The organism is Citrobacter sp. GW821-FHT02E08, from assembly GCF_059421685.1.
This window is the reverse complement of sequence record NZ_JBWKVL010000002.1, coordinates 22155-49153: the sequence shown is the minus strand read 5'-3', so window position 1 is coordinate 49153 and position 26999 is coordinate 22155. Positions and strand designations below refer to the sequence as shown.

The following is a 26999-nucleotide window of genomic DNA, read 5'->3' as shown; positions in this document are numbered from 1 at the left end:
CTTCACGTTCTTCGCTTCTCTGGTATCTCATTTCCCGTGAACGGGTTAAGGGGGGCTATCGAGCCTCCCTTGCTCGTTCACAGGTGTGGTGATTGCAGAGAAGCCGTGGACATAAGGTGAACGTCACCCTTCGCCAGAGTAAAAGGTTCTCCCTCATTCCTTAATTGACCCGCACTCCCCCCGCAATGTAGCGTCCCTTATGTCTACACTTATCTCAGGCACGAAAAAGGAGCTGTGATGAGTGAGAAAATCCCTGTCGGCATCAGCGCCTGTTTATTGGGCGATACGGTTCGTTTTGATGGCGGGCATAAACGACTGGCGTTTGCCGTTGAAACGTTATCCCCCTGGGTTCATTTTGAAGCGGTATGCCCGGAAATGGCGATCGGCCTGCCTGTACCCAGACCCGCATTGCGACTGGTAAAAGATGAAGACGGTGCCCTCGCGTTACGCTTTAGCGATAAGCGGGAAGGGAATCTGACCGATGCCATGACCACGTTCAGCCATGCGCGTATTGCCGGATTCGAACATTTGTGCGGATACATCGTTTGCGCCAAATCGCCCAGTTGCGGGATGGAGCGCGTACGTGTCTACGATGCTGACAGCAAAAACAACCGTAAAGCCGGGCGCGGGATCTACACCTCGATTTTAATGGAAACCTTTCCGTGGCTGCCGGTGGAAGAGGACGGGCGGCTGCACGATCCGCAACTTCGTGAAAACTTTGTCGAACGTATCTATGCGCTGCATGAACTGAATGACATTCGCCAACAGGGACTGACCCGCGCGGCGCTGTTGGGCTATCACAGCCGCTACAAACTGCTGCTGCTGGCGCATTCACAACCGGAGTATCGGGAACTGGGGCGTTTTGTGGCGGCCATTCACGACTGGCCGGATCTGGACGTTTATTTTGCAGAGTATCGCCTGCGGCTGATGACGCTGCTCTCGCACCCCGCCACCCGGCGTAATCACACCAATGTTCTGATGCATGTTCAGGGATATTTCCGTAACCAATTGAACCCCCGTCAACGTCAGGAACTGACCGCGCTGATCGAGGGGTATCGCCGCGCGACACAACCGCTGCTTGCGCCTATCACGTTACTCAAACACTATATGGCGGAGTATCCGGATGCCTACCTTTGTGGGCAACGTTACTTTGATCCCTGGCCTGAGGCCCTGCGTTTGCGCTACGGAAGCTAAACGTATTACTGATTCAGGAGTGTTATGACCACCCATCTGGTCTGGTTTCGTCGTGATTTACGTCTGCATGATAATCTGGCTTTAGCTGCCGCCTGCCGGGATCGTTCGGCGCAGGTGCTGGCAATGTTCATCTCCACCCCGGCCCAGTGGGCAGCGCACGACATGTCCCCACGTCAGGCGGCGTTGGTGAATGCCCAACTCAACGCGTTGCAAATTGCGCTGGCGGAGAAAGGCATCCCGCTGCTGTTTCGTGAAGTGGATGATTTCGCGGCCAGCGTTGGCGTGGTGGCTGAAGTATGCCAGCAACATGACGTCAGCCATCTGTTTTACAACTACCAGTATGAAGTGAATGAACGCCAGCGTGATGCTGCGGTAGAACGCGCCCTAAGCCATGTTGTCTGTGAAGGATTTGATGACAGCGTGATATTGCCGCCCGGCGCGGTGATGACCGGCAATCACGACATGTACAAAGTGTTTACCCCCTTTAAAAACGCCTGGCTAAAGCGACTTAAAGAGGAGATGCCAGCGTGTGTTGCGGCACCTGAGCGCCGTGACGGTGGGGCAATGTCGTGCGACGTCACGCCGTTGACATTGACTATGCCACAGCAGGAGTTCGACCCGACGTTTTTCCCTGCCGGGGAAAAGGCGGCCATCGCGCAGTTGCGTCAGTTTTGCCAGCAGACGGCGAAAAGCTATGAGCAGTTACGGGACTTTCCGGCCCTTGACGGTACCAGTCGGTTATCCGCGAGCCTGGCGACCGGTGGACTCTCGCCGCGTCAGTGTCTGCATCGCTTACTGGCGGAGCAGCCCCAGGCCGTAGATGGCGGCGCGGGAAGCGTCTGGCTGAATGAGCTTATCTGGCGTGAATTTTATCGGCATTTGATCACCTTTTATCCGCGGCTGTGTCAACACCGTCCGTTCATTCACTGGACCGATCGCGTGCAGTGGAGCCGTAACGACGCGCATTTTCAGGCGTGGCAGGAAGGGAAAACGGGCTATCCCATCGTGGATGCCGCGATGCGCCAGCTCAATGCAACAGGATGGATGCACAATCGTTTACGGATGATTACCGCCAGCTTTTTAGTGAAAGACCTGCTGATCGACTGGCGGGAAGGGGAGCGCTATTTCATGTCGCAGCTTATCGATGGCGATCTTGCCGCCAACAACGGTGGCTGGCAGTGGGCCGCTTCGACCGGCACCGATGCCGCGCCGTACTTTCGCATTTTTAACCCGACGACGCAGGGCGAAAAATTTGACCGTGACGGCGACTTTATTCGCCGGTGGCTGCCGGAATTGCGCAACGTACCCGGAAAAGCCATCCACGCCCCCTGGACGTGGGCGCAGAAAGACGGTGTTACGCTGGATTACCCGCACCCGATTGTGGATCACAAACAGGCGCGATTAGAAACGCTGGCGGCGTATGACGCCGCGCGAAAAGGCGGCGCATAGAAGAGGACGATGCCCGACAGGCGTTACGCGTCGGGCAGAATGAGGTCAGGATTCGACCGCCACCGGATCGATAAACCGTTCAGCAAACCCCATCACTACCAGGCCAGCACCCCGCCGCACAGCATGAAAATCTCGTCTTAAAACGGCGCTATTGTTTATCAATATGTCAAAAAAATGGCTATCGACGAACTGACGGGAGAACGCTATTTTAACGTAATGAATACATTAAGAAGGGAACAATGATGAAAAACACTGAACTGGAACATCTGATCAACGAAAAACTAAACAGTGCGGCCATCAGTGATTACGCGCCGAATGGATTGCAGGTTGAAGGAAAAACGACGGTACAAAAAATCGTGACCGGTGTAACGGCAAGCCAGGCGTTGCTTGACGAAGCCGTCCGCCTGCAGGCAGATGCGGTTATCGTTCATCATGGTTACTTCTGGAAAGGGGAATCGCCGGTTATTCGTGGAATGAAGCGTAACCGCCTGAAAACCCTGCTGACCCATGATATTAACCTCTACGGCTGGCACCTGCCGCTGGATGCCCATCCTGAACTGGGCAACAACGCACAACTCGCGGCGTTGCTCGGGATCACCGTGATGGGTGAGATTGAGCCGTTAGTACCGTGGGGCGAACTGGCGATGCCGGTTCCGGGACTGGAGCTGGCATCATGGATTGAAGCGCGTCTGGGACGTAAACCATTATGGTGCGGGGATACCGGGCCGGATACGGTTCAGCGTGTGGCGTGGTGTACTGGTGGCGGTCAAAGCTTTATTGACAGCGCCGCCCGTTTTGGCGTCGATGCATTTATTACGGGCGAAGTGTCTGAACAGACGATTCATTCCGCGCGTGAACAGGGACTGCATTTTTATGCCGCCGGGCATCACGCGACCGAGCGTGGCGGTATTCGTGCGCTAAGCGAATGGCTGACTGAAAACACCAGCCTGGACGTTACCTTTATTGATATTCCCAATCCGGCCTAAACAACTCTAAGAGGGATGAAAGTGCAACGAGCGCGTTGTTATCTGTTGGGTGAAACGGCGGTGGTTCTCGAACTTGAGCCGCCGGTCACCCTGGCCACGCAAAAACGCATCTGGCGGCTGACACAGCGTCTGGCCGAGATGCCGAATGTGGCGGAAGCCATACCGGGAATGAACAATATCACGGTTATTTTGCATGAGCCGCAAACGCTGGCGCTGGATGCCATAGAGCGCCTGCAGCGCTGGTGGGAAGAGAGTGTGGCGCTGGAGCCTGACTCACGTTTTATTGAAATTCCGGTCACTTACGGCGGTACTGGGGGACCGGATCTGGCCGAGGTGGCCCGACACAGCGGCCTGAGTGAGAAACAGGTGGTTGAACTGCATTCGTCCGTCGAGTACGTGGTCTGGTTTTTAGGTTTTCAGCCTGGGTTTCCCTATCTTGGGAATTTACCGGAACAATTACATACCCCGCGACGTGCGGAACCACGCCTGCTTGTTCCGGCAGGTTCCGTGGGTATCGGCGGCGCGCAAACGGGGATTTACCCCTTGTCGACACCGGGCGGCTGGCAGTTGATCGGTCATACCTCGCTAAAACTGTTCGACCCTATGCGGGATGAACCGATTCTGCTGCGTCCCGGAGACAGTGTGCGATTTGTGCCGCAGAAGGAGGGCGTATGCTGAATATTATTCGTGCGGGTCTGTACACCTCCGTACAAGATGGCGGACGGCAGGGTTTTCGTCAGTCCGGGATTAGCCATTGTGGTGCGCTGGATAAACCGGCGTTGCACATCGCCAATCTGCTGGTGGGCAATGATGCCAATGCCGCGGCGCTAGAAGTGACGCTGGGGCAACTGGTGGTGGAGTTTATGGCGGACGGCTGGTTTGCGCTGACCGGCGCAAGCTGCGAGGCGCGACTGGACGACAAACCCGTCTGGACAGGCTGGCGGTTGCCGATGAAGGCAGGACAGCGACTGACGCTAAAACGACCACAGCACGGGATGCGCAGTTATTTGGCTATCGCGGGCGGGATTGATGTCCCACCGGTGATGGGCTCATGCAGCACCGATCTGAAAGTGGGGATCGGCGGCCTGGAGGGGCGTCTGTTAAAAGACGGAGACCGCCTGGCAACCGGGAAACCGGCGCGGCAATTCAGCGGCCCGCAGGGGGTTAAGCAACTGCTGTGGGGGAACTGGATCCGCGCGCTGCCTGGCCCGGAATATCATGAATTTGATACGGCCTCGCAGGAGGCATTCTGGCGCTCGCCCTGGCAACTCAGCCCGCAAAGTAACCGGATGGGCTATCGTTTGCAGGGGCAGCCGTTAACACGCATCACGGATCGTGAACTGATGTCCCACGGTTTACTGCCTGGCGTCGTGCAGGTGCCGCATAACGGTCAGCCGATAGTCCTGATGAATGATGCTCAGACAACGGGCGGCTATCCGCGGATCGCCTGCATTATCGAAGCCGATATGTACCACCTGGCGCAAATTCCCCTCGGACAGCCGATTCATTTCGTTCAGTGTTCGCTGGAAGAGGCGCTAAAAGCGCGCCGGGATCAGCAACGTTACCTGGAACAGCTCACATGGCGGCTCAGTGATGAAAATTGACCTCAATGCAGACTTAGGTGAAGGCTGCGCCAGCGACAGAGAACTGCTCACGCTGGTCTCCTCTGCCAATATTGCCTGCGGATTTCACGCGGGCGATGCGCAAACCATGCTGGTCAGCGTACGCGAAGCACTAAAAAATGGCGTAGCGATTGGCGCGCACCCCAGTTTTCCGGATCGGGAAAACTTTGGTCGCACCGCCATGACGCTACCGCCGGAAACGGTGTATGCCCAAACGCTGTATCAAATTGGCGCGCTGGCGTCGATCGCAAAGGCGGAAGGCGGCGTGATGCGCCACGTCAAACCGCACGGCATGTTGTATAACCAGGCGGCCAAAGACGCGCAACTGGCAGATGCTATCGCCAGGGCGGTGCATGTCTGCGATCCGGCGTTGATTCTGGTGGGACTGGCCGGCAGTGAACTGATCCGCGCAGGCGCACACTATGGCCTGACGACGCGCCAGGAAGTGTTTGCCGATCGGGGGTATCTGGCGGATGGCAGTCTGGTGCCGCGCACCCAGCCAGGGGCGCTTATCGATGACGAAGAACAGTCTCTGGCGCAAACCCTGGAGATGGTGCAGTCCGGGCGAGTCAAAAGCATTACCGGCGAGTGGGCGAAAGTGGTGGCGCAAACGGTGTGTCTTCACGGGGATGGTGAGCACGCACTTGCTTTTGCCCGCCGCTTGCGCGCCGCGTTCAACGCATACAATATTCAGATTGGCGCATAAGTCATTAATATAAAAATAAAATAACACGCAACATAACTGACAGGAATGGACTATGGAAGATGCAGTCGCACTCTGGCCACTGATGGGGATCGCCGTCATTGTGGTTGGCTTTCTCTTACGCTTTAACCCGGTATTGGTGGTCATCGTTGCCGGGATCGTCACCGGACTGGCGGCGCATATGCCGATCGCCACGATCCTTGAAAAACTGGGGGAAGGTTTCCTCAACACCCGTAATCTACCGTTTACCCTGCTGATCCCGCTGGCCGTTATTGGTCTGCTGGAGCGCCACGGGTTGAAAGAGCGCGCCCAGGCGTGGATCGCCAAAATCCACAGCGCCACGGCGGGACGTCTGCTGATTGTTTATCTGTTTGTTCGTGAAGCCACCGCTGCGCTGGGATTGACCAGCCTCGGCGGCCATCCGCAAATGGTGCGCCCGCTGCTGGCGCCAATGGCGGAAGGGGCGGCAGAAAAAAATCACGGCGCGCTTCCCGGCGCGGTGCGTTACCGCCTGCGGGCGATGTCGGCGGCGACCGACAACGTTGGGCTGTTCTTTGGCGAAGACATTTTCGTGGCCTTTGGCGCCATTATTTTCATGCACAATTTTATGCTGGAGTCGGGAGGGATCCAGACTGAGCCGTTGCACATTGCCCTGTGGGGGATCCCGACGGCGATATGCGCCTTCCTGATCCACGCAACAAGGCTATGGCGTCTGGACAACTATCTGCAGCGAGAAATGGCGAAAGTGAATACCGTCGCGACCAGCAAAGGAGAAGCGAAATGAATTTTCAGCAAAGCTATCTCTACTGGCTGGCCGGTGTGGTGTTGCTGCTGGTTGCCGTGATGTCCTGGCGGGATAAAGCCAATCCGCGCCGTTTAACGACTGGATTGTTCTGGGGCGTTTATGGCCTGCTGTTTTTAGTGGGCGACTGGACATACTCGCTGGTTGGCGACAAACGTACGGTGCAAATTGCGGTCGGCGTGGCGGTGGTGCTGATGGCGTTGATTGCCGGTTTCGGCGGCGTGAAGCTGGGCAGCTATCACCAGCGTACCCGCGAGCAGCGTCAGGAGAGCGCCACCCGGCTGGGCAACCGTCTGTTTTATCCGGCGCTGGCGATCCCGGTGGTGACGGTCATTGGCGTACTGATGTTCAACCACATACCCGGATTACAGAATGCGCTGTTTGGCTCAGGCAATCACTCCACGCTGGTCACGCTGTTTTCGATGACAGCAGGGACAGTGATCGGACTGGGGATGGCGATAAAAATGACCCACGAGCGTGTCCATCAGCCGATTCAGGAGGCGCGCCGTCTTCTGGATTCTATTGGCTGGGCCTTCATCCTGCCGCAAATTCTCGCCACGCTGGGATTGTTGTTTACGGCGGCGGGCGTCGGCAGCGGGATTTCGTATCTCACCCAGCACTACCTTGCCGTTGACAGCCGCTTTGTGGCCGTCGCGGTTTACACTCTCGGTATGGCGCTGCTGACCATGGTGATGGGCAATGCGTTTGCCGCTTTCCCGATTGTGACGGCGGGAATTGGCATTCCGATTCTGGTGTTGCAGCACGGTGGCAATCCGGCGGTGATGGCGGCCATCGGCATGTTCTCCGGTTACTGCGGAACGCTGATGACGCCGATGGCGGCCAACTTCAACATCGTACCGGCAGCGCTGCTGGAACTGCCGGATAAAAACGCGGTCATCAAAGCGCAGGTGCCGACCGGCGCGCTGCTGCTGTTGGTAAACGTGTTCCTGATGTATTTCCTGATGTTCCCGTAAGGAGGGGCGCAATCCATGAAAACCGTCTTAATCACCGGATTTGAGCCCTTTGGAGGCGAGCAGGTTAACCCTTCCTGGGAAGTGGTCTCCCGGCTCGACAATGCTATCATCGCCGGATGTCGCGTGGTGGCGCGTCAACTGCCGTGCGTGTTTGGTGAATCGCTCACGGTACTGAACGCTGCCATTGATGCGTTGTCGCCTTCGCTGGTATTGGCCGTCGGTCAGGCGGGAGGGCGTGCGGATATTACGCTTGAGCGGGTGGCGATCAACATTGATGATGCCCGTATCCCGGATAACCGTGGCAAGCAGCCGGTTGATGAGCCGATAGTGGCGCAGGGGCCAGCGGCCTGGTTTAGTACGCTGCCGATCAAAGCGATGGTGGCGGCAATGCGCGAAGCGGGCGTTCCGGCCTCGGTGTCGCAAACGGCGGGGACGTTTGTCTGCAATCACGTGATGTACGGTCTGCTGCATAAACTCAACGCCAGGCCGGAGGTGAAGGGGGGATTCATCCATATCCCTTATTTGCCAGAACAGGCGGCGGCGCACCCCGGCGCGCCAAGCATGGCGGCGACAACGGTGCGTCAGGCGCTGGAAATCGCCATTACCACGGCGCTACAGGTAGAAAATGATATCGCCGTTACGGGCGGCGCAACCCATTAAGTAAGGACACAACCATGCCAGAAGGCCCGGAGATCCGCCGCGCGGCGGATAACCTGGAGGCGGCGATCAAAGGCAAACCGCTGACGGACGTCTGGTTTGCTTTTGATCGGTTAAAACCGTATCAATCACCGCTGATTGGGCAAACCGTCACCCGGATGGAGACGCGGGGAAAAGCGTTGCTGACCCACTTCTCCAAAGGACTTACCCTCTACAGCCACAATCAGCTTTATGGCGTGTGGCGGGTGGTCGATACCGGCACGCTTCCACAGACCTCGCGGGTGCTGCGCGTCAGGTTGCAAACGGCCGATAAAACCATCCTGCTGTATAGCGCGTCCGATATCGACATACTGACTCCTGAACAGCTGACTACGCATTCGTTTCTGCAACGGGTTGGGCCGGATGTTCTGGATCCACGTTTAACGCCACAGGCCGTTGAAGCCCGACTGCTTTCACCGCGTTTTCGCAATCGCCAGTTTTCCGGGCTTCTGCTGGACCAGGCGTTTCTCGCCGGACTGGGAAACTATCTGCGGGTGGAGATCCTCTGGCAGGTGGGATTGACCGGGCAGCACAAGGTGAAAGATCTCAGCGATTCGCAGCGCGTGGCGTTATCTCACGCATTGCTCGACATCCCTCGTCTGTCTTATACCACCCGGGGTCAGGCGGATGACAATAAACATCATGGTGCGCTGTTTCGCTTTAAGGTCTTTCATCGCGACGGCGAAGCCTGCGAGCGCTGCGGCGGTATTATCGAAAAAACGATGCTTTCGTCACGACCGTTTTACTGGTGCCCGCATTGTCAACGGTAGTGCGACACGTTACCCTTGCACACCGCGGGTCTGGAATTTGAGCAGGAGAGAAAATGGATTTTCAGCGTTTTTATGGTGTTGCATTACTTTTCATCTCGACCGGTATTCCCGCTGTTTTTGCCAACGACAGCGCGTTACCCATCAACTCACCGGTTGAGGAACTGACGCAAAGGCTTGATGGCACGCGGTGGCACTATGCGTCGGTCAGTCGGGAATCGCTGATGGGGGATAGAAACCACCCTGACGCCTTTTACCAACAGACATTCACCGACAAGCCAATCGCCTTCAAAGGCCATGAGATGATGTTCGGCACTGCGTGTCGTTTGTCCTGGAACTCCTACGTTCAGACGCCTGTGAAGTATTATCGCAGCAATAGCACCGTCGAACTCTACACTTCCCTGTTTGCCAGTGTCGGTCTGAAACTTCCTGAAAAACTCACCATTCTGGAGACCGCATCGCCGGTGGGAGAGTGCCCGGTTGCGGGCGTTGAGTTACTCGATTTTGGCAGCAAACTGGCCTTTTTATATGAAGATAAAATCGTCACCTACACTCGCGATGAGAATAAACAGTCCACAAAGCCGGATACCCGTAAATGTGAATTGGGGCCACGGGATATGGAATACGTGTATGAACATGGGGCAATGACGCGCTGTTTTTACCCTAATATGTCGATGAAAGACGCCTACGAGGCTCACCGGAAAGCGCGGTCAGATAGCAAAAATCTACTGCCGACGTTGACCCCAGGCAAAAACCTCACCATTGAAAAACTGGGCGATACCGAACGTGTGGAATATCAATGGCAAGGGGATAACATTTTGCATATTACGCAGAGTTTTCCAGGAGGGACGACGGAGTTTTTACTGGAGTCGGCCACGGCGGGAACCACCGTCACAGAAACCGAATTTCCGGATTAATACGTCTCTTCATGACAGAGGCTGTTTCGGCGCATGGGCTGAAATAAACCGGGCCACGGCGGGACCGGTTAGCAAAATGCTAAACAGCCTCAGGGTCTGCATCGCCATGATTAGCGCCATGTTGGCATTGCTGCCTGCGGCGATCACCGCCACCGTGTCCAGCCCTCCGGGGCTGGTGGCAAGGTAAGCGGTCATAAAATCAATCTGCATGTAGTGGGCGAGTCCCCATGCCATTGCTGCGCAAATTGCCAACAGGGCAAAGATAGAGGCCAGAATTTGCGGCAGCGGGCGCAGTGCCATAAAGAACACCTGTTTGTCGAAACCCAGCCCAATACGCCAGCCGATCGCCATGTAAGCCGCCGCCAGCAGCCATTCCGGTAATTCAATTTCAACAATTCCACCTGAATGCAGCACCGCGCCCGCCAGCATCGGCAGCAGCATGGTGCCGGAAGGAATGCGTAATACGCGCCCGGCAATTCCCGCGACAGCGGCAAGCAGCAGGGTGGTTAACAGGTTCAGGCTGAGCGGCGGGAACCATTCAATCTGTTGGCTGACCGCTTCGGCGCTGTCGCCCAGCGCAATACGCGTGACTAAGACCGCTGCGCCTGCAACGAACAGTACCCGCAGATATTGCATAAACGCCACCAGTCGAATATCTGCGCCGTAGTCCTGGGCCATGGCGACCATCGCCGCCGCCCCGCCGGGAGACGACCCCCACGCGCCGGTATTTCCCGGTAATCCGCTGTAACGCACTAACAGCCAGCCAACCGCCGCGCTGGAGAGCAGAGTGACGAACAGGATGGCCAGCACAACCGGCCAGTTCACCGCCAGGGTGGTCAATATCGAACCGGTCATGTTTTGCGCAATCATGCAGCCAAGAATTGCCTGCGCAGCAAGAAAAGCGGAACGGGGAAGGCGGAGAGTGACGCCTTTCAGACTGAATACAATGCCTGCGATCATGGGACCGAGCAGCAGTGCCGCCGGGAGATGCAAGAAGAGAAAAATCAGCGAGAGCAGGAGAGAGAGCAGAAACAACGAACTCCACTGCAAAACGGGCATTTCATGCTCCCTGGTATTTTTGTGTGATGTATCGATACAGCATAGAGAAAGCGGGCGGAGAAAAAAATACCAGTAATTAATAAAAACGCGGGGGCAGGGCGGTGAAGACATAAAAAAACGCGCCCGTAGGCGCGTTTTGCTGAGCGTGAAAATTAACGCTTGATCGCGGATTTAAAATCGCGCTGTTCGTAGCCGGTGTACAGCTGACGAGGACGTGCGATTTTCATGCCGTCGGTGTGCATTTCGTTCCAGTGTGCAATCCAGCCCACGGTACGCGCCATCGCGAAGATAACGGTAAACATGGAGGACGGAATGCCCATCGCTTTCAGAATGATGCCGGAGTAGAAGTCTACGTTCGGGTAGAGTTTCTTCTCGATGAAGTACGGGTCGTTCAGTGCAATGTGTTCCAGCTCCATCGCCACTTCCAGCAGGTCATCTTTGGTGCCCAGCTCTTTCAGTACTTCGTGGCAGGTTTCGCGCATCACGGTCGCACGCGGATCGTAGTTTTTGTAAACACGGTGACCGAAGCCCATCAGGCGGAAAGAGTCGTTCTTGTCTTTCGCGCGGCGAACAAATTCCGGTATGTGTTGAACAGAGCTGATTTCTTCCAGCATTTTCAGCGCAGCTTCGTTCGCGCCGCCGTGCGCAGGTCCCCACAGAGAGGCGATACCGGCTGCGATGCAGGCAAATGGGTTAGCGCCAGAAGAACCGGCAGTACGCACGGTAGAGGTTGACGCGTTCTGTTCGTGATCGGCGTGCAGGATCAGGATACGGTCCATCGCACGTTCCAGCACCGGGTTCACTTCATAGTTTTCACACGGCGTAGAGAACATCATGTTCAGGAAATTACCGGCATAGGAGAGGTCGTTGCGCGGATAAACGAACGGTTGGCCGATAGAATACTTGTAACACATTGCCGCCATGGTCGGCATTTTGGACAGCAGACGGAAGGCTGCAATTTCACGGTGGCGCGGGTTATTCACGTCCAGAGAGTCGTGATAAAACGCCGCCAGCGCACCGGTGATCCCACACATAACGGCCATCGGATGAGAATCGCGACGGAAGGCGTGGAACAGGCGAGTAATTTGCTCGTGGATCATCGTATGGCGGGTAACAGTAGTTCTGAACTCGTCGTACTCTTCCTGGCTCGGCTTCTCGCCGTACAGCAGGATATAACACACTTCCAGATAGTTGGACTCGGTCGCCAACTGATCGATCGGGAAGCCGCGATGCAGCAAAATACCTTCATCGCCGTCGATGAACGTAATTTTGGATTCGCAGGATGCGGTAGAGGTAAAACCTGGGTCAAAAGTGAACATACCTTTTGAACCAAGGCTACGAATATCAATAACGTCTTGACCTAGCGTGCCCTTCAGCACATCCAGTTCAATAGCTGCATCACCATTTAGGGTGAGCTTTGCTTTTGTATCAGCCATTTACGGTCTCCTTAGCGCCTTATTGCTTAAGACTGCCGGAACTCACATTTGCCTTCGTACATCAATGAACCGTTACCAGTTTGTTATTTGGCTCGCCGCTCTGGAAAGAGGGGGGAAGACCTGGGTACAGAGCTATGGGCGCTTGCAGGTAAAACGGTTAATTCATGGCGAATAAGCAGCAAATCAAGTACTTAGCAATCCGAATTATTAAACCTGTTTATCACTAATAACTGTCCTGAAGGAATCGGTCAATACCTATACACTGTTACATAACTTAATGTCAGGTGAAAGAGTGACCCCATAACTTTTACGCATTATATGCTTTTTCTGGTGTCGTTTGTAACAACTTTGTTTAATGGTTGTCAAATCAGATGATTAAAAATTAAATAAATGTTGGTATCGTGACCTATGTCACTGTTCGGGATAAAACCCGACAAACTATATGTAGGTTAATTGTAATGATTTTGTGAACGTCCTATACTGCCGCCAGGTCTCCGGAATACCCTGCAATCCCGAGCCACCCAGCGTTGTAACGTGTCGATTTAGCATCTGGAAGCAGTGTTTTACATGACGCACAGTTATAGATAAGGACGCTGTCTGACCCGCACGCAGACCGGAGTAAGGAAATCCCGCCGTCTTCCAGGCTACAGGATCCTCTCTGTACCCGAAGTCCAAAGGGAATAATAAGAACAGCATGTGGGCGTTATTCATGATAAGAAATGTGAAAAAACAAAGACCTGTCAATTTGGATCTGCAAACGATCCGCTTCCCAATCACGGCGATAGCGTCCATTCTCCATCGCGTTTCCGGAGTGATCACCTTTGTGGCGGTCGGGATCCTGTTGTGGTTATTGGGTACCAGCCTCTCTTCCCCTGAAGGATTCCAGCAGGCGTCCGCCATCATGGGAAGCTTCTTCGTTAAATTTATTATGTGGGGCATTCTCACCGCGCTGGCGTATCACGTCGTGGTCGGTGTTCGTCACATGATGATGGATTTTGGCTATCTGGAAGAAACATTCGAAGCGGGTAAACGCTCCGCCAAAATCTCTTTTGTTATCACTGTCGTGCTTTCACTTCTCGCAGGAGTCCTCGTATGGTAAGCAACGCCTCCGCATTGGGACGCAACGGCGTACATGACTTCATTCTGGTCCGTGCTACCGCTATCGTTCTGACGTTATACATCATCTATATGGTCGGCTTTTTCGCCACAAGCGGCGAGCTGACCTGGGAAATCTGGACGGGTTTCTTCTCATCGGCATTCACCAAAGTCTTCACCCTGCTGGCTCTGTTTTCCATCTTAATCCATGCCTGGATCGGCATGTGGCAGGTGTTGACCGACTACGTTAAACCGCTGGCTGTGCGCCTTGTGCTGCAACTGGCCATTGTTGTTGCGCTGGTGGTTTACGTCATTTATGGATTTGTTGTGGTGTGGGGTGTGTAATGAAACTGCCAGTAAGAGAATTTGATGCTGTAGTGATTGGCGCAGGCGGCGCAGGTATGCGTGCGGCGCTGCAAATTTCCCAGAGCGGCCAGACCTGTGCGCTGCTGTCTAAAGTCTTCCCAACCCGTTCCCATACCGTGTCTGCGCAGGGTGGTATTACCGTTGCGCTCGGTAATACCCATGAAGATAACTGGGAATGGCACATGTACGACACCGTAAAAGGGTCGGACTATATTGGTGACCAGGACGCGATTGAATATATGTGTAAAACCGGCCCGGAAGCGATTCTGGAGCTGGATCATATGGGGCTTCCGTTCTCTCGCCTCGATAATGGCACTATTTATCAACGTCCGTTTGGCGGTCAGTCGAAAAACTTCGGCGGCGAGCAGGCGGCACGTACCGCAGCGGCGGCTGACCGTACCGGTCACGCACTGCTGCACACGCTGTATCAGCAGAACCTAAAAAACCACACCACCATTTTCTCTGAGTGGTATGCGCTGGATCTGGTGAAAAACGCCGATGGCGCCGTGGTCGGTTGTACCGCGCTGTGTATCGAAACCGGTGAAGTGGTTTACTTCAAAGCTAACGCCACTGTGCTGGCGACCGGCGGCGCAGGCCGTATCTATCAGTCCACCACTAACGCGCATATCAACACCGGTGACGGCGTCGGTATGGCTATCCGTGCCGGTGTACCGGTGCAGGATATGGAAATGTGGCAGTTCCACCCAACCGGTATCGCCGGTGCGGGCGTTCTGGTGACAGAAGGCTGCCGTGGTGAAGGTGGTTATCTGCTTAACAAACACGGCGAGCGCTTCATGGAGCGTTATGCCCCGAATGCGAAAGACCTGGCGGGTCGTGACGTGGTGGCGCGTTCCATCATGATTGAAATCCGTGAAGGGCGCGGCTGTGACGGCCCGTGGGGCCCGCATGCTAAATTGAAACTCGACCATCTGGGTAAAGACGTTCTCGAATCCCGTCTGCCGGGCATTCTTGAGCTGTCCCGTACCTTCGCACACGTTGACCCGGTGAAAGAGCCGATTCCGGTCATCCCAACCTGCCACTATATGATGGGCGGTATCCCGACCAAAGTGACCGGTCAGGCGCTGACCGTGAACGCGCAGGGCGAAGACGTGGTGATCCCTGGGCTGTTTGCGGTGGGCGAAATCGCCTGCGTATCGGTTCACGGCGCCAACCGTCTGGGCGGCAACTCGCTGCTCGACCTGGTGGTATTTGGCCGTGCGGTTGGCCTGCATCTGCAAGAATCCATCGCGGAGCAGGGTGCCCTGCTGGATGCGACCGAAGAGGAAATCGACGCTTCTCTGGAACGTCTGAACCGCTGGAACGGCAACCGTGACGGCGAAGATCCGGTGGTTATCCGTAAAGCCTTGCAGGAATGTATGCAGCATAACTTCTCGGTATTCCGCGAAGGTGATGCGATGGCGAAAGGGCTTGAGCAGTTGAAAGCGATCCGCGAGCGTCTGAAAAATGCGCGCCTGGATGACACCTCCAGCGAGTTCAATACCCAGCGCGTCGAGTGCCTGGAGCTGGATAACCTGATGGAAACCGCTTACGCAACCGCAGTATCCGCCAACTTCCGTACTGAAAGCCGTGGCGCGCATAGCCGCTTCGACTTCCCGGAACGTGATGATGAAAACTGGCTGTGCCATTCCCTGTATCTGCCAGAGACGGAATCCATGACGCGACGTCAGGTCAATATGGAACCGAAACTGCGCCCGGCATTCCCGCCGAAGATTCGTACTTACTAATGCGGAGACAGGACAATGAAACTCGAGTTTTCGATTTATCGCTATAACCCGGATGTTGATGACGCTCCGCGCATGCAGGATTACACCCTGGAAGGCGAAGAAGGGCGTGACATGATGCTGCTGGATGCCTTAATCCAGCTGAAAGAAAAAGACCCAAGTTTGTCGTTCCGTCGCTCATGCCGTGAAGGGGTGTGTGGCTCCGATGGTTTGAACATGAACGGTAAAAATGGTCTGGCCTGTATCACCCCGATTTCGGCGTTACACCAACCGGGTAAGAAAATTGTGATCCGTCCCCTGCCTGGCTTACCGGTTGTTCGCGATTTGGTGGTAGACATGGGGCAATTCTATGCTCAATATGAGAAGATTAAACCTTACCTATTGAATAATGGGCAAAATCCACCCGCTCGTGAGCATTTACAGATGCCTGAGCAGCGTGAAAAACTGGATGGGTTGTACGAGTGCATTCTGTGTGCATGCTGCTCAACATCCTGCCCGTCATTCTGGTGGAATCCGGACAAATTTATCGGCCCGGCGGGTCTGCTTGCTGCGTATCGCTTCCTGATCGACAGCCGCGATACTGAAACCGATAGCCGTCTGGAAGGGTTGAGTGATGCTTTCAGTGTATTCCGCTGCCACAGCATCATGAACTGCGTCAGTGTCTGTCCGAAAGGGCTTAACCCGACGCGCGCGATTGGTCATATTAAATCGATGTTGCTGAATCGCAGTGCGTAAGTAGTCAACGCCGGATGGCGACTGACGTCTTATCCGGCCTACAGGGCATTCTCCCGTAGGCCTGATAAGCGCAGCGACATCAGGAAAGTAAGTGCAGGAAACCTCTAAAAACTGCCAGATTGATAGCAATAATCGAGATGTTCAGCGCGAGACAAGGCGCGAACGGAACGAATCACCGGGAGCATAGTTAACTATGTGACCGGTGTGAGGGACGGTTGCAACGCAGTCGCAGCCTGAACAGCGACGATTATTAGACAGTTTTTAAAGGTTCCTTAGCGGACGCAGATGACACGACAGTCCGCAACAAGTGAACCCCGGCACGCACACCGGTTGTGCGTGGTTAGTATCCACGGCGAAATAAGCATACAGAATGCTTAAGGGATCACGATGCAGAACGGCGCAATGAAAGCCTGGTTGGACTCTTCTTACCTCTCTGGCGCAAACCAGAGCTGGATAGAACAGCTCTATGAAGACTTCTTAACCGATCCTGACTCAGTAGACGCCAACTGGCGTTCTATGTTCCAGCAGTTACCTGGCACCGGAGTCAAACCGGATCAATTCCATTCAACAACGCGTGATTATTTCCGTCGTCTGGCGAAGGATGCCTCACGTTACTCTTCTACGATTTCCGACCCTGACACCAATGCTAAGCAGGTTAAAGTCCTGCAGCTTATCAACGCTTATCGTTTCCGCGGTCACCAGCATGCAAACCTCGACCCGCTGGGACTGTGGAAGCAAGAAAACGTGGCAGATCTGGATCCTTCTTTCCACGATCTGACTGAGGCCGATTTCCAGGAAAGCTTTAACGTAGGTTCTTTTGCTGGCGGCAAAGAGACAATGAAGCTGGGCGAGCTGCTTTCAGCGCTCAAGCAGACGTATTGCGGCCCGATTGGCGCCGAATATATGCACATCACCAGCACCGAAGAGAAACGCTGGCTGCAACAGCGTATCGAATCGGGTCGTGCGGCATTTAGCACTGAAGAGAAGAAACGCTTCCTGAGCGAACTGACCGCAGCGGAAGGTCTTGAACGTTATCTGGGCGCGAAATTCCCGGGCGCAAAACGTTTCTCGCTGGAAGGCGGCGATGCGTTAATTCCTATGCTCAAAGAGATGATCCGTCATGCGGGTAACAGCGGCACCCGTGAAGTGGTGCTGGGTATGGCGCACCGTGGTCGTCTGAACGTGCTGGTTAACGTTCTGGGTAAAAAACCGCAGGATCTGTTCGACGAATTTGCGGGCAAACACAAAGAACATCTCGGCACCGGTGACGTGAAGTACCACATGGGCTTCTCGTCTGATATCGAAACCGAAGGCGGTCTGGTTCACCTGGCGCTGGCGTTTAACCCGTCGCACCTGGAAATCGTCAGCCCGGTGGTTATCGGTTCCGTGCGTGCGCGTTTGGATCGTCTGGACGAACCGAGCAGCAATAAAGTCCTGCCAATCACCATTCACGGTGACGCGGCAGTGACAGGGCAGGGCGTGGTTCAGGAAACCCTGAACATGTCGAAAGCGCGGGGTTACGAAGTGGGCGGTACCGTTCGCATCGTTATCAACAACCAGGTGGGCTTCACCACCTCTAACCCGCTGGATGCGCGTTCTACCCCGTACTGCACCGACATCGGTAAAATGGTACAGGCGCCGATCTTCCACGTTAACGCGGATGACCCGGAAGCGGTCGCGTTTGTGACCCGTCTGGCGCTGGACTTCCGTAACACCTTTAAACGCGATGTCTTCATCGACCTGTTCTGCTACCGTCGTCACGGCCATAACGAAGCCGATGAGCCGAGTGCAACTCAGCCGTTGATGTATCAGAAAATCAAAAAACATCCGACGCCGCGTAAAATCTACGCCGACAAACTCGAGCAGGATAAAGTCGCTTCGCAGGAAGACTCCACCGAAATGGTCAATCTGTATCGCGACGCGCTGGATGCGGGCGAGTGTGTGGTGAAAGAGTGGCGTCCGATGAATATGCACTCCTTTACCTGGTCGCCGTACCTCAACCATGAATGGGATGAAAAATACCCGGATACGGTTGAAATGAAGCGCCTGCAGGAACTGGCCAAACGTATCAGCACCGTGCCGGAAGCGGTTGAGATGCAGTCTCGCGTAGCCAAAATTTACGGTGACCGTCAGGCGATGGCGTCAGGCGAGAAACTGTTCGACTGGGGCGGCGCGGAAACGCTGGCGTACGCGACGCTGGTTGATGAAGGTATCCCGGTGCGTCTGTCCGGTGAAGATGCGGGCCGTGGTACGTTCTTCCACCGTCACGCGGTGATTCATAACCAGTCCAACGGTTCCACCTATACCCCGTTGCAGCACGTGCATAACGGCCAGGGCACTTTCCGTGTCTGGGACTCCGTGCTCTCTGAAGAAGCGGTACTGGCATTTGAATACGGTTATGCCACAGCAGAACCCCGCACGCTGACTATCTGGGAAGCGCAATTCGGCGACTTCGCCAACGGCGCGCAGGTGGTTATCGACCAGTTCATCTCCTCCGGTGAGCAGAAGTGGGGACGTATGTGTGGTCTGGTCATGTTACTGCCGCACGGTTACGAAGGTCAGGGTCCGGAGCACTCCTCCGCGCGTCTGGAACGTTATCTGCAACTCTGCGCTGAGCAGAACATGCAGGTTTGCGTCCCGTCGACCCCAGCTCAGGTGTACCACATGTTGCGTCGTCAGGCGCTGCGCGGTATGCGCCGTCCGCTGGTGGTGATGTCGCCGAAGTCGCTGCTGCGTCACCCGCTGGCCGTCTCTTCACTTGATGAACTGGCAAATGGCACCTTCCTGCCGGCGATTGGTGAGATTGATGAACTCGATCCGCAAGCCGTGAAGCGTGTGGTGATGTGTTCTGGTAAGGTTTACTACGACCTGCTGGAACAGCGCCGTAAGAACAATCAAAAAGATGTGGCCATTGTGCGCATCGAACAACTCTATCCTTTCCCGCATCAGGCGATGCAGGAAGTATTAAAACAGTACGCTCACGTACATGATTTTGTCTGGTGCCAGGAAGAGCCGCTCAACCAGGGCGCATGGTATTGCAGCCAGCATCATTTCCGTGAAGTGATTCCATTTGGGTCTGCTCTGCGTTATGCAGGTCGCCCGGCCTCCGCCTCTCCGGCGGTAGGGTATATGTCCGTTCACCAGAAGCAGCAACAAGATCTGGTCAATGACGCGCTGAACGTCGATTAATTAAAGGATACAAAATGAGTAGCGTAGATATTCTTGTTCCCGACCTGCCTGAGTCTGTAGCAGACGCGACCGTTGCAACCTGGCATAAAAAACCAGGCGACGCGGTTGTTCGCGACGAAGTGCTGGTAGAAATCGAAACTGACAAAGTGGTACTGGAAGTACCGGCATCGGCGGACGGCATTCTGGATGCAGTACTGGAAGATGAAGGCACCACCGTGACTTCTCGCCAGATCCTGGGTCGCCTGCGTGAAGGCAACAGCGCAGGGAAAGAAACCAACGCCAAGTCTGATGAGCAAGCGTCTACCCCGGCGCAGCGTCAGCAGGCTTCTCTGTCTGAGCAAAACAATGATGCCCTGAGCCCGGCGATCCGTCGCCTGCTCGGTGAGCACAACCTCGAAGCCAGCGCTATTAAAGGCACCGGCGTCGGCGGGCGTATTACCCGTGAAGATGTTGAAAAGCATCTGGCGAAAGCACCTGCAAAAGCCGAGTCTAAAGCGCCAGCTGCAGCTCCTGCCGCACAACCGGCTCTCGGCGCGCGCAGCGAAAAACGTGTTCCGATGACCCGTCTGCGTAAGCGCGTGGCCGAGCGTCTGCTGGAAGCGAAAAACTCGACCGCGATGCTGACGACCTTCAACGAAGTCAACATGAAGCCGATTATGGATCTGCGTAAGCAGTACGGCGACGCGTTCGAAAAACGTCACGGTATCCGTCTGGGCTTTATGTCCTTCTACGTGAAAGCGGTGGTTGAAGCGCTGAAACGTTATCCGGAAGTCAACGCCTCTATTGATGGCGATGACGTGGTGTACCACAACTACTTTGATGTCAGCATGGCGGTATCTACGCCGCGCGGTCTGGTAACACCGGTGCTGCGTGATGTCGATGCCCTCGGTATGGCTGACGTTGAGAAGAAAATTAAAGAACTGGCAGTGAAAGGTCGCGACGGCAAACTGACCGTTGAAGATCTGACCGGCGGTAACTTCACCATCACCAACGGTGGTGTGTTCGGTTCCCTGATGTCTACGCCGATCATCAACCCGCCGCAGAGCGCAATCCTGGGCATGCACGCAATCAAAGACAGACCGATGGCTGTTGATGGTAAGGTTGAGATCCTGCCGATGATGTACCTTGCGCTGTCTTACGACCACCGTCTGATCGATGGTCGCGAGTCAGTAGGCTTCCTGGTGGCCATTAAAGAGCTGCTGGAAGATCCGACACGTCTGCTGCTGGACGTATAGTAAACAAGAGTATCACCTGCCCCGTAGGCCGGATAAGCGTAGCGCCATCCGGCAAAGATACCGCTCTGGTCTACGGGTTTAAAGATAACGATTACTGAAGGATGGACAGAACACATGAACTTACATGAATATCAGGCAAAACAACTTTTTGCCCGCTATGGCTTACCGGCGCCGGTGGGTTATGCCTGTACTACTCCGCGTGAAGCAGAAGAAGCCGCTTCTAAAATCGGTGCGGGTCCGTGGGTAGTCAAATGTCAGGTTCACGCTGGCGGCCGCGGTAAAGCGGGCGGTGTGAAAGTGGTTAAGAGCAAAGAAGAAATTCGCGCTTTTGCTGAGCACTGGTTGGGTAAACGTCTGGTGACCTACCAAACGGATGCGCACGGTCAGCCGGTTAACCAGATTCTGGTTGAAGCTGCCACTGATATTGATAAAGAACTCTATCTGGGCGCGGTTGTTGACCGTAGCTCCCGTCGCGTGGTCTTCATGGCCTCTACCGAAGGCGGCGTGGAAATCGAAAAAGTGGCGGAAGAAACCCCGCACCTGATTCACAAAGTGGCACTGGATCCGCTGGCAGGCCCAATGCCGTATCAGGGACGTGAGCTGGCGTTCAAACTGGGTCTGGAAGGTAAACAGGTTCAGCAGTTCACCAAAATCTTCATGGGTCTGGCGACCATCTTCCTGGAGCGCGATCTGGCGCTGATCGAAATCAACCCGCTGGTTATCACTAAGCAGGGCGATCTGATCTGCCTCGATGGCAAACTGGGCGCTGACGGTAACGCACTGTTCCGCCAGGCTGACCTGCGCGAAATGCGCGACCAGTCTCAGGAAGATCCGCGTGAAGCGCAGGCGGCACAGTGGGAACTGAACTACGTTGCGCTGGATGGCAACATCGGTTGTATGGTGAACGGTGCGGGCCTGGCAATGGGCACCATGGACATCGTTAAACTGCACGGCGGTGAACCGGCTAACTTCCTTGATGTTGGCGGCGGCGCAACCAAAGAGCGCGTGACCGAAGCGTTCAAAATCATCCTTTCCGACGACAATGTAAAAGCCGTTCTGGTTAACATCTTCGGTGGTATCGTGCGCTGCGACCTGATCGCTGACGGCATCATCGGCGCCGTGGCGGAAGTGGGTGTAAACGTTCCGGTGGTAGTGCGTCTGGAAGGTAACAACGCCGAACTCGGCGCGAAGAAACTGGCTGACAGCGGCCTGAATATTATTGCAGCGAAAAGTCTGACGGATGCAGCTCAGCAGGTTGTTGCCGCAGTGGAGGGGAAATAATGTCTGTTTTAATCGATAAAAACACCAAGGTTATCTGTCAGGGCTTTACCGGTAGCCAGGGGACTTTCCACTCTGAGCAGGCAATGGCTTACGGTACGCAGATGGTTGGCGGCGTTACGCCAGGTAAAGGCGGTACTGAACATCTGGGTCTGCCGGTCTTTAACACCGTGCGTGAAGCTGTAGAAGCGACAGGTGCGACCGCATCGGTTATCTATGTTCCGGCGCCGTTCTGCAAAGACTCCATTCTGGAAGCAATCGACGCAGGCATCAAACTGGTAATCACCATCACTGAAGGCATCCCGACACTGGATATGCTGACTGTGAAAGTGGCGCTTGATGAAGCTGGCGTACGCATGATTGGCCCGAACTGCCCAGGCGTTATCACTCCGGGCGAATGCAAAATCGGCATCATGCCGGGTCATATTCACAAGCCGGGTAAAGTGGGTATCGTTTCCCGTTCCGGTACGCTGACTTATGAAGCCGTTAAGCAGACTACTGACTACGGTTTCGGTCAGTCCACCTGTGTGGGCATTGGCGGCGACCCGATCCCAGGCTCTAACTTTATCGACATCCTGAAACTGTTCCAGGAAGATCCGCAGACTGAAGCGATCGTGATGATCGGTGAAATCGGTGGTAGCGCGGAAGAAGAAGCCGCAGCGTACATTAAAGATCATGTGACCAAACCGGTTGTCGGCTACATTGCCGGTGTGACCGCGCCGAAAGGCAAACGTATGGGTCACGCAGGCGCGATCATCGCAGGCGGTAAAGGAACGGCGGACGAGAAGTTCGCAGCTCTGGAAGCGGCAGGCGTGAAAACCGTTCGTAGCCTGGCCGATATCGGCGAAGCACTGAAAAGCGTTATTAAGTAAAGTATTAAAAGAGTAAAACAACCCAAGCCATTCATTTCCCGTAGGTGGATGGCGAAGGGTTGGTCCATTTCGACATGGTTGGCCATCTGATGATGGCCTTTTTTGTTCTTTTTCGTTATTGAACTTCTTGCGTTTTAATCATAATTTCCTGAGTAAACGAGATATTTTTTTGCGGTTAGCATCATTTTTTCATTACGCCAAATTCTGCATATTACCCACTTACAGAGAATAACTATTGGGGAAATGCATGACTGTGCATAATCAGGATGAATACTTAGATCGTTTTTACTCACTCGCTGATGTCTTCTCCAGTGCAACTGGGCTGGCTGCTGTGGTCGTTGATATACACGGCAATGCGCTTTCAAGTTGTCATCATTTTAATTCCTTTTGTTCGTTGATGCGCGCCCATGAGCAATACCGGGTAGGTTGCCAACAGTGCGAAAAATATTGCGCCTATGAAGGGCTTAAGGAATCAAAGCCAAAAATACTCAGCTGCCACGCGGGATTGAGCTTATTTTCGATGCCGCTCATTCGTGAAGGGAGCTTGCTCGGCTTTATCATTTGTGGGCAGGTACGGGCGAAATTTCAGGAATATAAAACAATTGTCATTCAGGATGAAAGGTTGTGGGCGCAAAATGCTGAAATAAATGAGGCCTGGCGGCAGGTTGCTATTATGGATAATAATCACCTGGTTGCATCAGCGAATTTACTTAATTTCATTGTTAATAATATTACTTTAACAGAAAGTAAATATTCATCGACTCTCGAATCGCACTGTGGCGAATCTCCTTTTTCTTACTCTGAGCTTTCACGTCATGAAAGGAAACTGGCGGCGGCGTTGCGTTATATTGATGAAAATCTCTATGGTGAGCTAACGTTAGAGTCTGTGGCTTCCCAGGTCTGCTTAAGCGCAAATTATTTTAGTCGCTTTTTTAAGAAGCAGCAGGGGGTTAATTTCAAAACCTGGGTTAATCAGAAGAAAATGCAGCGCGCCAGTGAACTGCTTCGCGACCCTGGCCATTCAATTGAGAGCATTGCCCGGAAACTTCAATACGCGCAAACCAGTTACTTTTGTCGTGTTTTCCGGGCTGTACATCAACGTTCACCGCAATCTTTTCGTTACGAGCAGTTTTCTCAATAGAGATTTTTCGGCAGTTTAACGTTGTTGGGAATGAACGATAATCGATCGCTCAGCGTGACGACATCGCCAATAACAATCAGCGCAGGGGGAACAATATTGGCCTCCTGCGCTTTGTTAAGCAACGTACCCAGTGTGCAGGTTAACCGACGCTGATTCTCTCTTGTCGCTGACATCACAATGGCGGCTGGCGTCTCCGGGGATTTGCCACCCATAAGTAATTCTTCACAAATAAACGGCAAATTGGCAATGCCCATAACGATGACCAACGTTCCGTTGAGTTTGGCAAGCTGCCGCCAGTCTTGCTGTTGATTTCCTTCACGGGTGTGGCCGGTCACAACATGAAAACCGGAAGCCATGTCACGATGCGTGACTGGAATACCTGCGCAGGCAAGCCCCCCAATCGCCGAGCTGATGCCGGGGACGACTTCAAAAGGAATGCCAGCATCGACCAGACATTCAACCTCTTCGGCGCCGCGACCAAAGACGTAAGGATCGCCGCCCTTAAGACGGACAATGTTTTCATGTGTTTCAGCATGCTGGACAAGCAGCGCATTGATTTCATGCTGTGGAACGCAATGGAAGCCTGGATTTTTGCCAACATTTATGAGCAGGCAATCAGGAGAGACCCATTCCAGTATTTTTGGGTTAACCAGTCGATCGTAGATCACCACATCGGCGTGTTGAATGCACTGCATCGCTTTGAGGGTAAGCAACGATATATCACCAGGGCCAGCCCCAACGAGCCAAACTTTTCCGGAAGTTTTCACACTGTGTCCTTTATCACGTCTAACGTAGAAAATGGCGGAGACTAAAATGGCAGAATGATAAAAAGTCGCCGTTTGCCTGTAAGTCATAGTGCCCAATTTTCCTGAATTAATGCGGAGATAATATTGATTAAACTCGCAAAGTTTTTTCTTCAATAAACAAGTTGTCTTGAAAAATTATTAAGAAGTTATTGGCACTATTTGCCTGGAATTAACCGCATTTAAATTGTGTTTATGGGTATGCTTGAGTATTATTGGTGAATATTTATTCGCTATTTGTGTGAGTAAATCATGGAATGGATCAAAGACAACAATGATGGAAATAAAATATAACTCTCGGGATTAATCTGGAGCGATTACATTGTTTTAATAACTTAAACTTTTTTTGCACGCTGCATATGGAAGACGTTATGAGAGGAAAAATACCGAAAACTGAGCTACTGGTGACTTTTGAAGTGGTGGCACGTCATGAAAGTTATACCCGGGCAGCAGAAGAGTTGGCATTAACCCAGAGCGCCGTGTTTCGACAAGTGAACGCACTGGAGGATTTTCTCAACACCTCACTTTTTAATCACGCTAAAAAGCGTATTTTTTTAAATGCAGCGGGTAAACACTATTTAAGTATCGTAAAAGAAACGCTGAACAAACTGGAACGCGATACGACAACAATAATGACCTGGCAGCCGACCGTACAAGTTATCGAGTTAGCGGTAAACCCGACATTTAGCACGCATTGGCTGATCCCGAATTTGCGTGAGTTCAATAAGCTTAATCCTGATATCATCGTAAATATTCACTCTTTGGCGAATATTGGTGATTTTCTCAACCGCGAGTATGACGCCGCCATCATGCGGGAAGACTTTTGCTCGCCGTGGTCTGCGGTAGAGTATCTTTTTGAAGAGGAAATTTTGCCGGTGTGTAGCCGACATTTGCTCATGGAGCCAGGCCAAAAAGTGTCGGTGAACGACCTGCTTAATGAGTTTCCCTTATTGCACCAAAGTACGCGCATCAAAGGCTGGCAGGAGTGGTTTGCACTGTCTGATGTCAGCAACGCGCAGGTGAACAAAGGTCCACGTTTTGATTTATTGTCGATGCTGATCGCCGCGGTGCGCTCTAATCTTGGTGTTGCGCTACTCCCGCGTTTTGCCATTCAGCGCGACCTCGATAATGGCGAGATGGTCATTCCTTGTGATGTGCCGATGCGCACGGGGAACCGTTTCATCATGACCTGGCGTGAAGAAAAAGCGGAATCCCGCCATTTGCAGGCCTTCCGCAATTGGTTGTTAGAAAAGTCGGTAGTTTCGAGGGGAGTTTGACGCCGTTGTAGCTACACTGGAAGGGCGGCGCGCTAGCACCGCCCCTGCATTTACCAATCGATTCCAGCTTGTGCCTGAATGCCGCTGTCGAACGCGTGTTTTACCGGGCGAACTTCACTGACCGTATCGGCAAGCTCCAGTAACTGGCTATGGCAGCCGCGTCCGGTGACAATGACGGTCTGGTGAGCAGGACGATTCACAATCGCGGCGATCACCTCCTGCGTATCCAGGTAATGATAAGCCAGCATATAGGTCAACTCATCCAGCACGACCAGATCGTAGTGCGCATCGGCCAGCATGCGCTTGCTCTCCTGCCAGACACCCTGCGCCGCCTGAATATCAGATTCCCGGTTTTGCGTTTCCCAGGTGAATCCGGTACCCATAATATGGAATTCAACGCCAAGGGGTTGCAGGGTGTTGTATTCGCCATTATCCCACTGGCCTTTAATAAATTGCGCGATGCCAACCGTTTTTCCATGGCCGACAGCGCGTGTTGCCGTACCAAAAGCCGCCGTCGATTTGCCTTTGCCGTTGCCGGTGAAGACGATCAGGATGCCTTTCTGTTCGGTTGCTGCTGCCACGCGGGTATCAACCTGTTCTTTCAGTTTCTGCTGCCGCTGACGGTGCCTTTCAGTATTGGATCGCGCTTCCATTATTGCTC

The 26999-nt window shown here is 53.9% G+C and carries 26 protein-coding genes; 21 read left to right on the top strand and 5 right to left on the bottom strand.

What is annotated here, in order from left to right; translation table 11 throughout:
- The first annotated feature begins 237 nt into the window (after positions 1–237).
- The 11 genes from AC07UY_RS02555 (at position 238) to AC07UY_RS02505 (ending at position 10110) form a co-directional block, all read left to right on the top strand.
- Positions 238–1194: a YbgA family protein gene (locus AC07UY_RS02555; RefSeq protein WP_494700791.1), complete on the top strand. Its 957-nt coding sequence runs from the start codon at positions 238–240 to the stop codon at positions 1192–1194.
- Positions 1195–1218: 24 nt separating this feature from the next.
- Positions 1219–2643, top strand: coding sequence for a deoxyribodipyrimidine photo-lyase (gene phrB, locus AC07UY_RS02550; RefSeq protein ID WP_494700792.1), 1425 nt, complete (start codon positions 1219–1221; stop codon positions 2641–2643).
- A 242-nt stretch (positions 2644–2885) separates the two neighbouring features.
- Positions 2886–3629 carry a radiation resistance protein YbgI gene (ybgI, locus tag AC07UY_RS02545; RefSeq protein ID WP_494659553.1) on the top strand — a complete coding sequence of 248 codons (744 nt, stop codon included), beginning with the start codon at positions 2886–2888 and terminating at the stop codon, positions 3627–3629.
- A 21-nt stretch (positions 3630–3650) separates the two neighbouring features.
- Complete coding sequence (gene pxpB, locus AC07UY_RS02540) at positions 3651–4307, top strand: 5-oxoprolinase subunit PxpB (RefSeq protein ID WP_203358473.1); 657 nt, start codon at positions 3651–3653, stop codon at positions 4305–4307.
- On the top strand, positions 4301–5233 hold the full coding sequence (gene pxpC, locus AC07UY_RS02535; protein WP_494659370.1) for a 5-oxoprolinase subunit PxpC: 933 nt from the start codon (positions 4301–4303) through the stop codon (positions 5231–5233). Before pxpB ends, pxpC begins: the two co-directional genes overlap by 7 nt.
- Positions 5223–5957, top strand: coding sequence for a 5-oxoprolinase subunit PxpA (gene pxpA / locus AC07UY_RS02530; RefSeq protein WP_494659554.1), 735 nt, complete (start codon positions 5223–5225; stop codon positions 5955–5957). Before pxpC ends, pxpA begins: the two co-directional genes overlap by 11 nt.
- 52 nt (positions 5958–6009) lie before the next feature.
- Positions 6010–6738, top strand: a complete 729-nt coding sequence (locus AC07UY_RS02525) for a DUF969 domain-containing protein (RefSeq protein WP_494659371.1) — start codon at positions 6010–6012, stop codon at positions 6736–6738.
- Positions 6735–7730 (top strand): DUF979 domain-containing protein, encoded by a 996-nt coding sequence (locus AC07UY_RS02520; protein WP_494659372.1) that lies wholly within the window; start codon positions 6735–6737, stop codon positions 7728–7730. Before AC07UY_RS02525 ends, AC07UY_RS02520 begins: the two co-directional genes overlap by 4 nt.
- Before the next feature lie 15 nt (positions 7731–7745).
- On the top strand, positions 7746–8390 hold the full coding sequence (pcp, locus tag AC07UY_RS02515) for a pyroglutamyl-peptidase I (protein ID WP_494659373.1): 645 nt from the start codon (positions 7746–7748) through the stop codon (positions 8388–8390).
- Positions 8391–8404: 14 nt separating this feature from the next.
- Positions 8405–9196, top strand: coding sequence for an endonuclease VIII (nei, locus tag AC07UY_RS02510; protein ID WP_494659374.1), 792 nt, complete (start codon positions 8405–8407; stop codon positions 9194–9196).
- A 53-nt stretch (positions 9197–9249) separates the two neighbouring features.
- The gene (locus AC07UY_RS02505; protein WP_494700793.1) at positions 9250–10110 is read left to right on the top strand and encodes a hypothetical protein; all 861 of its coding nucleotides are present in this window, start codon (positions 9250–9252) and stop codon (positions 10108–10110) included.
- A 9-nt stretch (positions 10111–10119) separates the two neighbouring features.
- On the opposite strand, the gene AC07UY_RS02500 is transcribed toward AC07UY_RS02505, so the two are convergent.
- The 3 genes from AC07UY_RS02500 to AC07UY_RS02490 form a co-directional block, all read right to left on the bottom strand.
- Positions 10120–11169 carry an AbrB family transcriptional regulator gene (locus AC07UY_RS02500; protein ID WP_494700794.1) on the bottom strand — a complete coding sequence of 350 codons (1050 nt, stop codon included), beginning with the start codon at positions 11167–11169 and terminating at the stop codon, positions 10120–10122.
- A 152-nt stretch (positions 11170–11321) separates the two neighbouring features.
- Complete coding sequence (locus AC07UY_RS02495) at positions 11322–12605, bottom strand: citrate synthase (protein ID WP_203358465.1); 1284 nt, start codon at positions 12603–12605, stop codon at positions 11322–11324.
- 255 nt (positions 12606–12860) lie between these two features.
- A complete protein-coding gene (locus AC07UY_RS02490; RefSeq protein WP_442870729.1) occupies positions 12861–12920 on the bottom strand; it encodes a hypothetical protein in 60 nt (19 codons plus the stop codon).
- Between the two features lie 379 nt (positions 12921–13299).
- Here AC07UY_RS02490 and sdhC point away from each other — a divergent pair, with 379 nt between their 5' ends.
- The 9 genes from sdhC (at position 13300) to AC07UY_RS02445 (ending at position 24258) form a co-directional block, all read left to right on the top strand.
- Positions 13300–13704 (top strand): succinate dehydrogenase cytochrome b556 subunit, encoded by a 405-nt coding sequence (sdhC, locus tag AC07UY_RS02485; RefSeq protein WP_043001371.1) that lies wholly within the window; start codon positions 13300–13302, stop codon positions 13702–13704.
- A complete protein-coding gene (sdhD, locus tag AC07UY_RS02480) occupies positions 13698–14045 on the top strand; it encodes a succinate dehydrogenase membrane anchor subunit (protein ID WP_276292384.1) in 348 nt (115 codons plus the stop codon). The genes sdhC and sdhD overlap by 7 nt, the downstream gene beginning before the upstream one ends.
- Positions 14045–15811 (top strand): succinate dehydrogenase flavoprotein subunit, encoded by a 1767-nt coding sequence (sdhA, locus tag AC07UY_RS02475; protein WP_203358464.1) that lies wholly within the window; start codon positions 14045–14047, stop codon positions 15809–15811. The genes sdhD and sdhA overlap by 1 nt, the downstream gene beginning before the upstream one ends.
- A gap of 15 nt (positions 15812–15826) precedes the next feature.
- Positions 15827–16543, top strand: a complete 717-nt coding sequence (gene sdhB / locus AC07UY_RS02470; protein ID WP_203358463.1) for a succinate dehydrogenase iron-sulfur subunit SdhB — start codon at positions 15827–15829, stop codon at positions 16541–16543.
- A gap of 387 nt (positions 16544–16930) precedes the next feature.
- A complete protein-coding gene (gene sucA / locus AC07UY_RS02465) occupies positions 16931–19732 on the top strand; it encodes a 2-oxoglutarate dehydrogenase E1 component (protein ID WP_494659377.1) in 2802 nt (933 codons plus the stop codon).
- 14 nt (positions 19733–19746) lie between these two features.
- Positions 19747–20967, top strand: coding sequence for a 2-oxoglutarate dehydrogenase complex dihydrolipoyllysine-residue succinyltransferase (gene odhB / locus AC07UY_RS02460; RefSeq protein WP_494659378.1), 1221 nt, complete (start codon positions 19747–19749; stop codon positions 20965–20967).
- Between the two features lie 114 nt (positions 20968–21081).
- Entirely contained in the window at positions 21082–22248 is a 1167-nt protein-coding gene (sucC, locus tag AC07UY_RS02455; RefSeq protein WP_162382511.1) for an ADP-forming succinate--CoA ligase subunit beta, read from the top strand.
- Positions 22248–23117 carry a succinate--CoA ligase subunit alpha gene (gene sucD / locus AC07UY_RS02450; RefSeq protein ID WP_494700795.1) on the top strand — a complete coding sequence of 290 codons (870 nt, stop codon included), beginning with the start codon at positions 22248–22250 and terminating at the stop codon, positions 23115–23117. Before sucC ends, sucD begins: the two co-directional genes overlap by 1 nt.
- A gap of 247 nt (positions 23118–23364) precedes the next feature.
- On the top strand, positions 23365–24258 hold the full coding sequence (locus AC07UY_RS02445) for a PocR ligand-binding domain-containing protein (RefSeq protein WP_203358459.1): 894 nt from the start codon (positions 23365–23367) through the stop codon (positions 24256–24258).
- Here AC07UY_RS02445 and cobA read toward each other — a convergent pair.
- Entirely contained in the window at positions 24252–25025 is a 774-nt protein-coding gene (gene cobA, locus AC07UY_RS02440) for a uroporphyrinogen-III C-methyltransferase (protein WP_203358458.1), read from the bottom strand. The two genes, AC07UY_RS02445 and cobA, sit on opposite strands and share 7 nt — an antisense overlap.
- A 407-nt stretch (positions 25026–25432) precedes the next feature.
- Here cobA and AC07UY_RS02435 point away from each other — a divergent pair, with 407 nt between their 5' ends.
- On the top strand, positions 25433–26338 hold the full coding sequence (locus AC07UY_RS02435; protein ID WP_203358457.1) for a LysR substrate-binding domain-containing protein: 906 nt from the start codon (positions 25433–25435) through the stop codon (positions 26336–26338).
- 50 nt (positions 26339–26388) lie between these two features.
- On the opposite strand, the gene cobO is transcribed toward AC07UY_RS02435, so the two are convergent.
- Positions 26389–26991, bottom strand: a complete 603-nt coding sequence (cobO, locus tag AC07UY_RS02430) for a cob(I)yrinic acid a,c-diamide adenosyltransferase (RefSeq protein ID WP_301696344.1) — start codon at positions 26989–26991, stop codon at positions 26389–26391.
- Between the last annotated feature and the right edge of the window lie 8 nt (positions 26992–26999).

What these genes read in the sequence shown, in the direction of transcription:
- AC07UY_RS02505 (WP_494700793.1), top strand. Translation starts at nt 9,250, where the DNA reads ATGGATTTTCAGCGTTTTTATGGTGTTGCATTACTTTTCATCTCGACC.
- sucC (WP_162382511.1), top strand. Translation starts at nt 21,082, where the DNA reads ATGAACTTACATGAATATCAGGCAAAACAACTTTTTGCCCGCTATGGC.
- nei (WP_494659374.1), top strand. Translation starts at nt 8,405, where the DNA reads ATGCCAGAAGGCCCGGAGATCCGCCGCGCGGCGGATAACCTGGAGGCG.
- pcp (WP_494659373.1), top strand. Translation starts at nt 7,746, where the DNA reads ATGAAAACCGTCTTAATCACCGGATTTGAGCCCTTTGGAGGCGAGCAG.
- pxpC (WP_494659370.1), top strand. Translation starts at nt 4,301, where the DNA reads ATGCTGAATATTATTCGTGCGGGTCTGTACACCTCCGTACAAGATGGC.
- AC07UY_RS02435 (WP_203358457.1), top strand. Translation starts at nt 25,433, where the DNA reads ATGAGAGGAAAAATACCGAAAACTGAGCTACTGGTGACTTTTGAAGTG.
- AC07UY_RS02555 (WP_494700791.1), top strand. Translation starts at nt 238, where the DNA reads ATGAGTGAGAAAATCCCTGTCGGCATCAGCGCCTGTTTATTGGGCGAT.
- sdhC (WP_043001371.1), top strand. Translation starts at nt 13,300, where the DNA reads ATGTGGGCGTTATTCATGATAAGAAATGTGAAAAAACAAAGACCTGTC.
- odhB (WP_494659378.1), top strand. Translation starts at nt 19,747, where the DNA reads ATGAGTAGCGTAGATATTCTTGTTCCCGACCTGCCTGAGTCTGTAGCA.
- pxpA (WP_494659554.1), top strand. Translation starts at nt 5,223, where the DNA reads ATGAAAATTGACCTCAATGCAGACTTAGGTGAAGGCTGCGCCAGCGAC.
- sdhD (WP_276292384.1), top strand. Translation starts at nt 13,698, where the DNA reads ATGGTAAGCAACGCCTCCGCATTGGGACGCAACGGCGTACATGACTTC.
- ybgI (WP_494659553.1), top strand. Translation starts at nt 2,886, where the DNA reads ATGAAAAACACTGAACTGGAACATCTGATCAACGAAAAACTAAACAGT.
- AC07UY_RS02525 (WP_494659371.1), top strand. Translation starts at nt 6,010, where the DNA reads ATGGAAGATGCAGTCGCACTCTGGCCACTGATGGGGATCGCCGTCATT.
- AC07UY_RS02445 (WP_203358459.1), top strand. Translation starts at nt 23,365, where the DNA reads ATGACTGTGCATAATCAGGATGAATACTTAGATCGTTTTTACTCACTC.
- AC07UY_RS02500 (WP_494700794.1), bottom strand. Translation starts at nt 11,169, where the DNA reads ATGCCCGTTTTGCAGTGGAGTTCGTTGTTTCTGCTCTCTCTCCTGCTC.
- sdhA (WP_203358464.1), top strand. Translation starts at nt 14,045, where the DNA reads ATGAAACTGCCAGTAAGAGAATTTGATGCTGTAGTGATTGGCGCAGGC.
- phrB (WP_494700792.1), top strand. Translation starts at nt 1,219, where the DNA reads ATGACCACCCATCTGGTCTGGTTTCGTCGTGATTTACGTCTGCATGAT.
- cobO (WP_301696344.1), bottom strand. Translation starts at nt 26,991, where the DNA reads ATGGAAGCGCGATCCAATACTGAAAGGCACCGTCAGCGGCAGCAGAAA.
- sdhB (WP_203358463.1), top strand. Translation starts at nt 15,827, where the DNA reads ATGAAACTCGAGTTTTCGATTTATCGCTATAACCCGGATGTTGATGAC.
- sucD (WP_494700795.1), top strand. Translation starts at nt 22,248, where the DNA reads ATGTCTGTTTTAATCGATAAAAACACCAAGGTTATCTGTCAGGGCTTT.
- sucA (WP_494659377.1), top strand. Translation starts at nt 16,931, where the DNA reads ATGCAGAACGGCGCAATGAAAGCCTGGTTGGACTCTTCTTACCTCTCT.
- AC07UY_RS02520 (WP_494659372.1), top strand. Translation starts at nt 6,735, where the DNA reads ATGAATTTTCAGCAAAGCTATCTCTACTGGCTGGCCGGTGTGGTGTTG.
- AC07UY_RS02495 (WP_203358465.1), bottom strand. Translation starts at nt 12,605, where the DNA reads ATGGCTGATACAAAAGCAAAGCTCACCCTAAATGGTGATGCAGCTATT.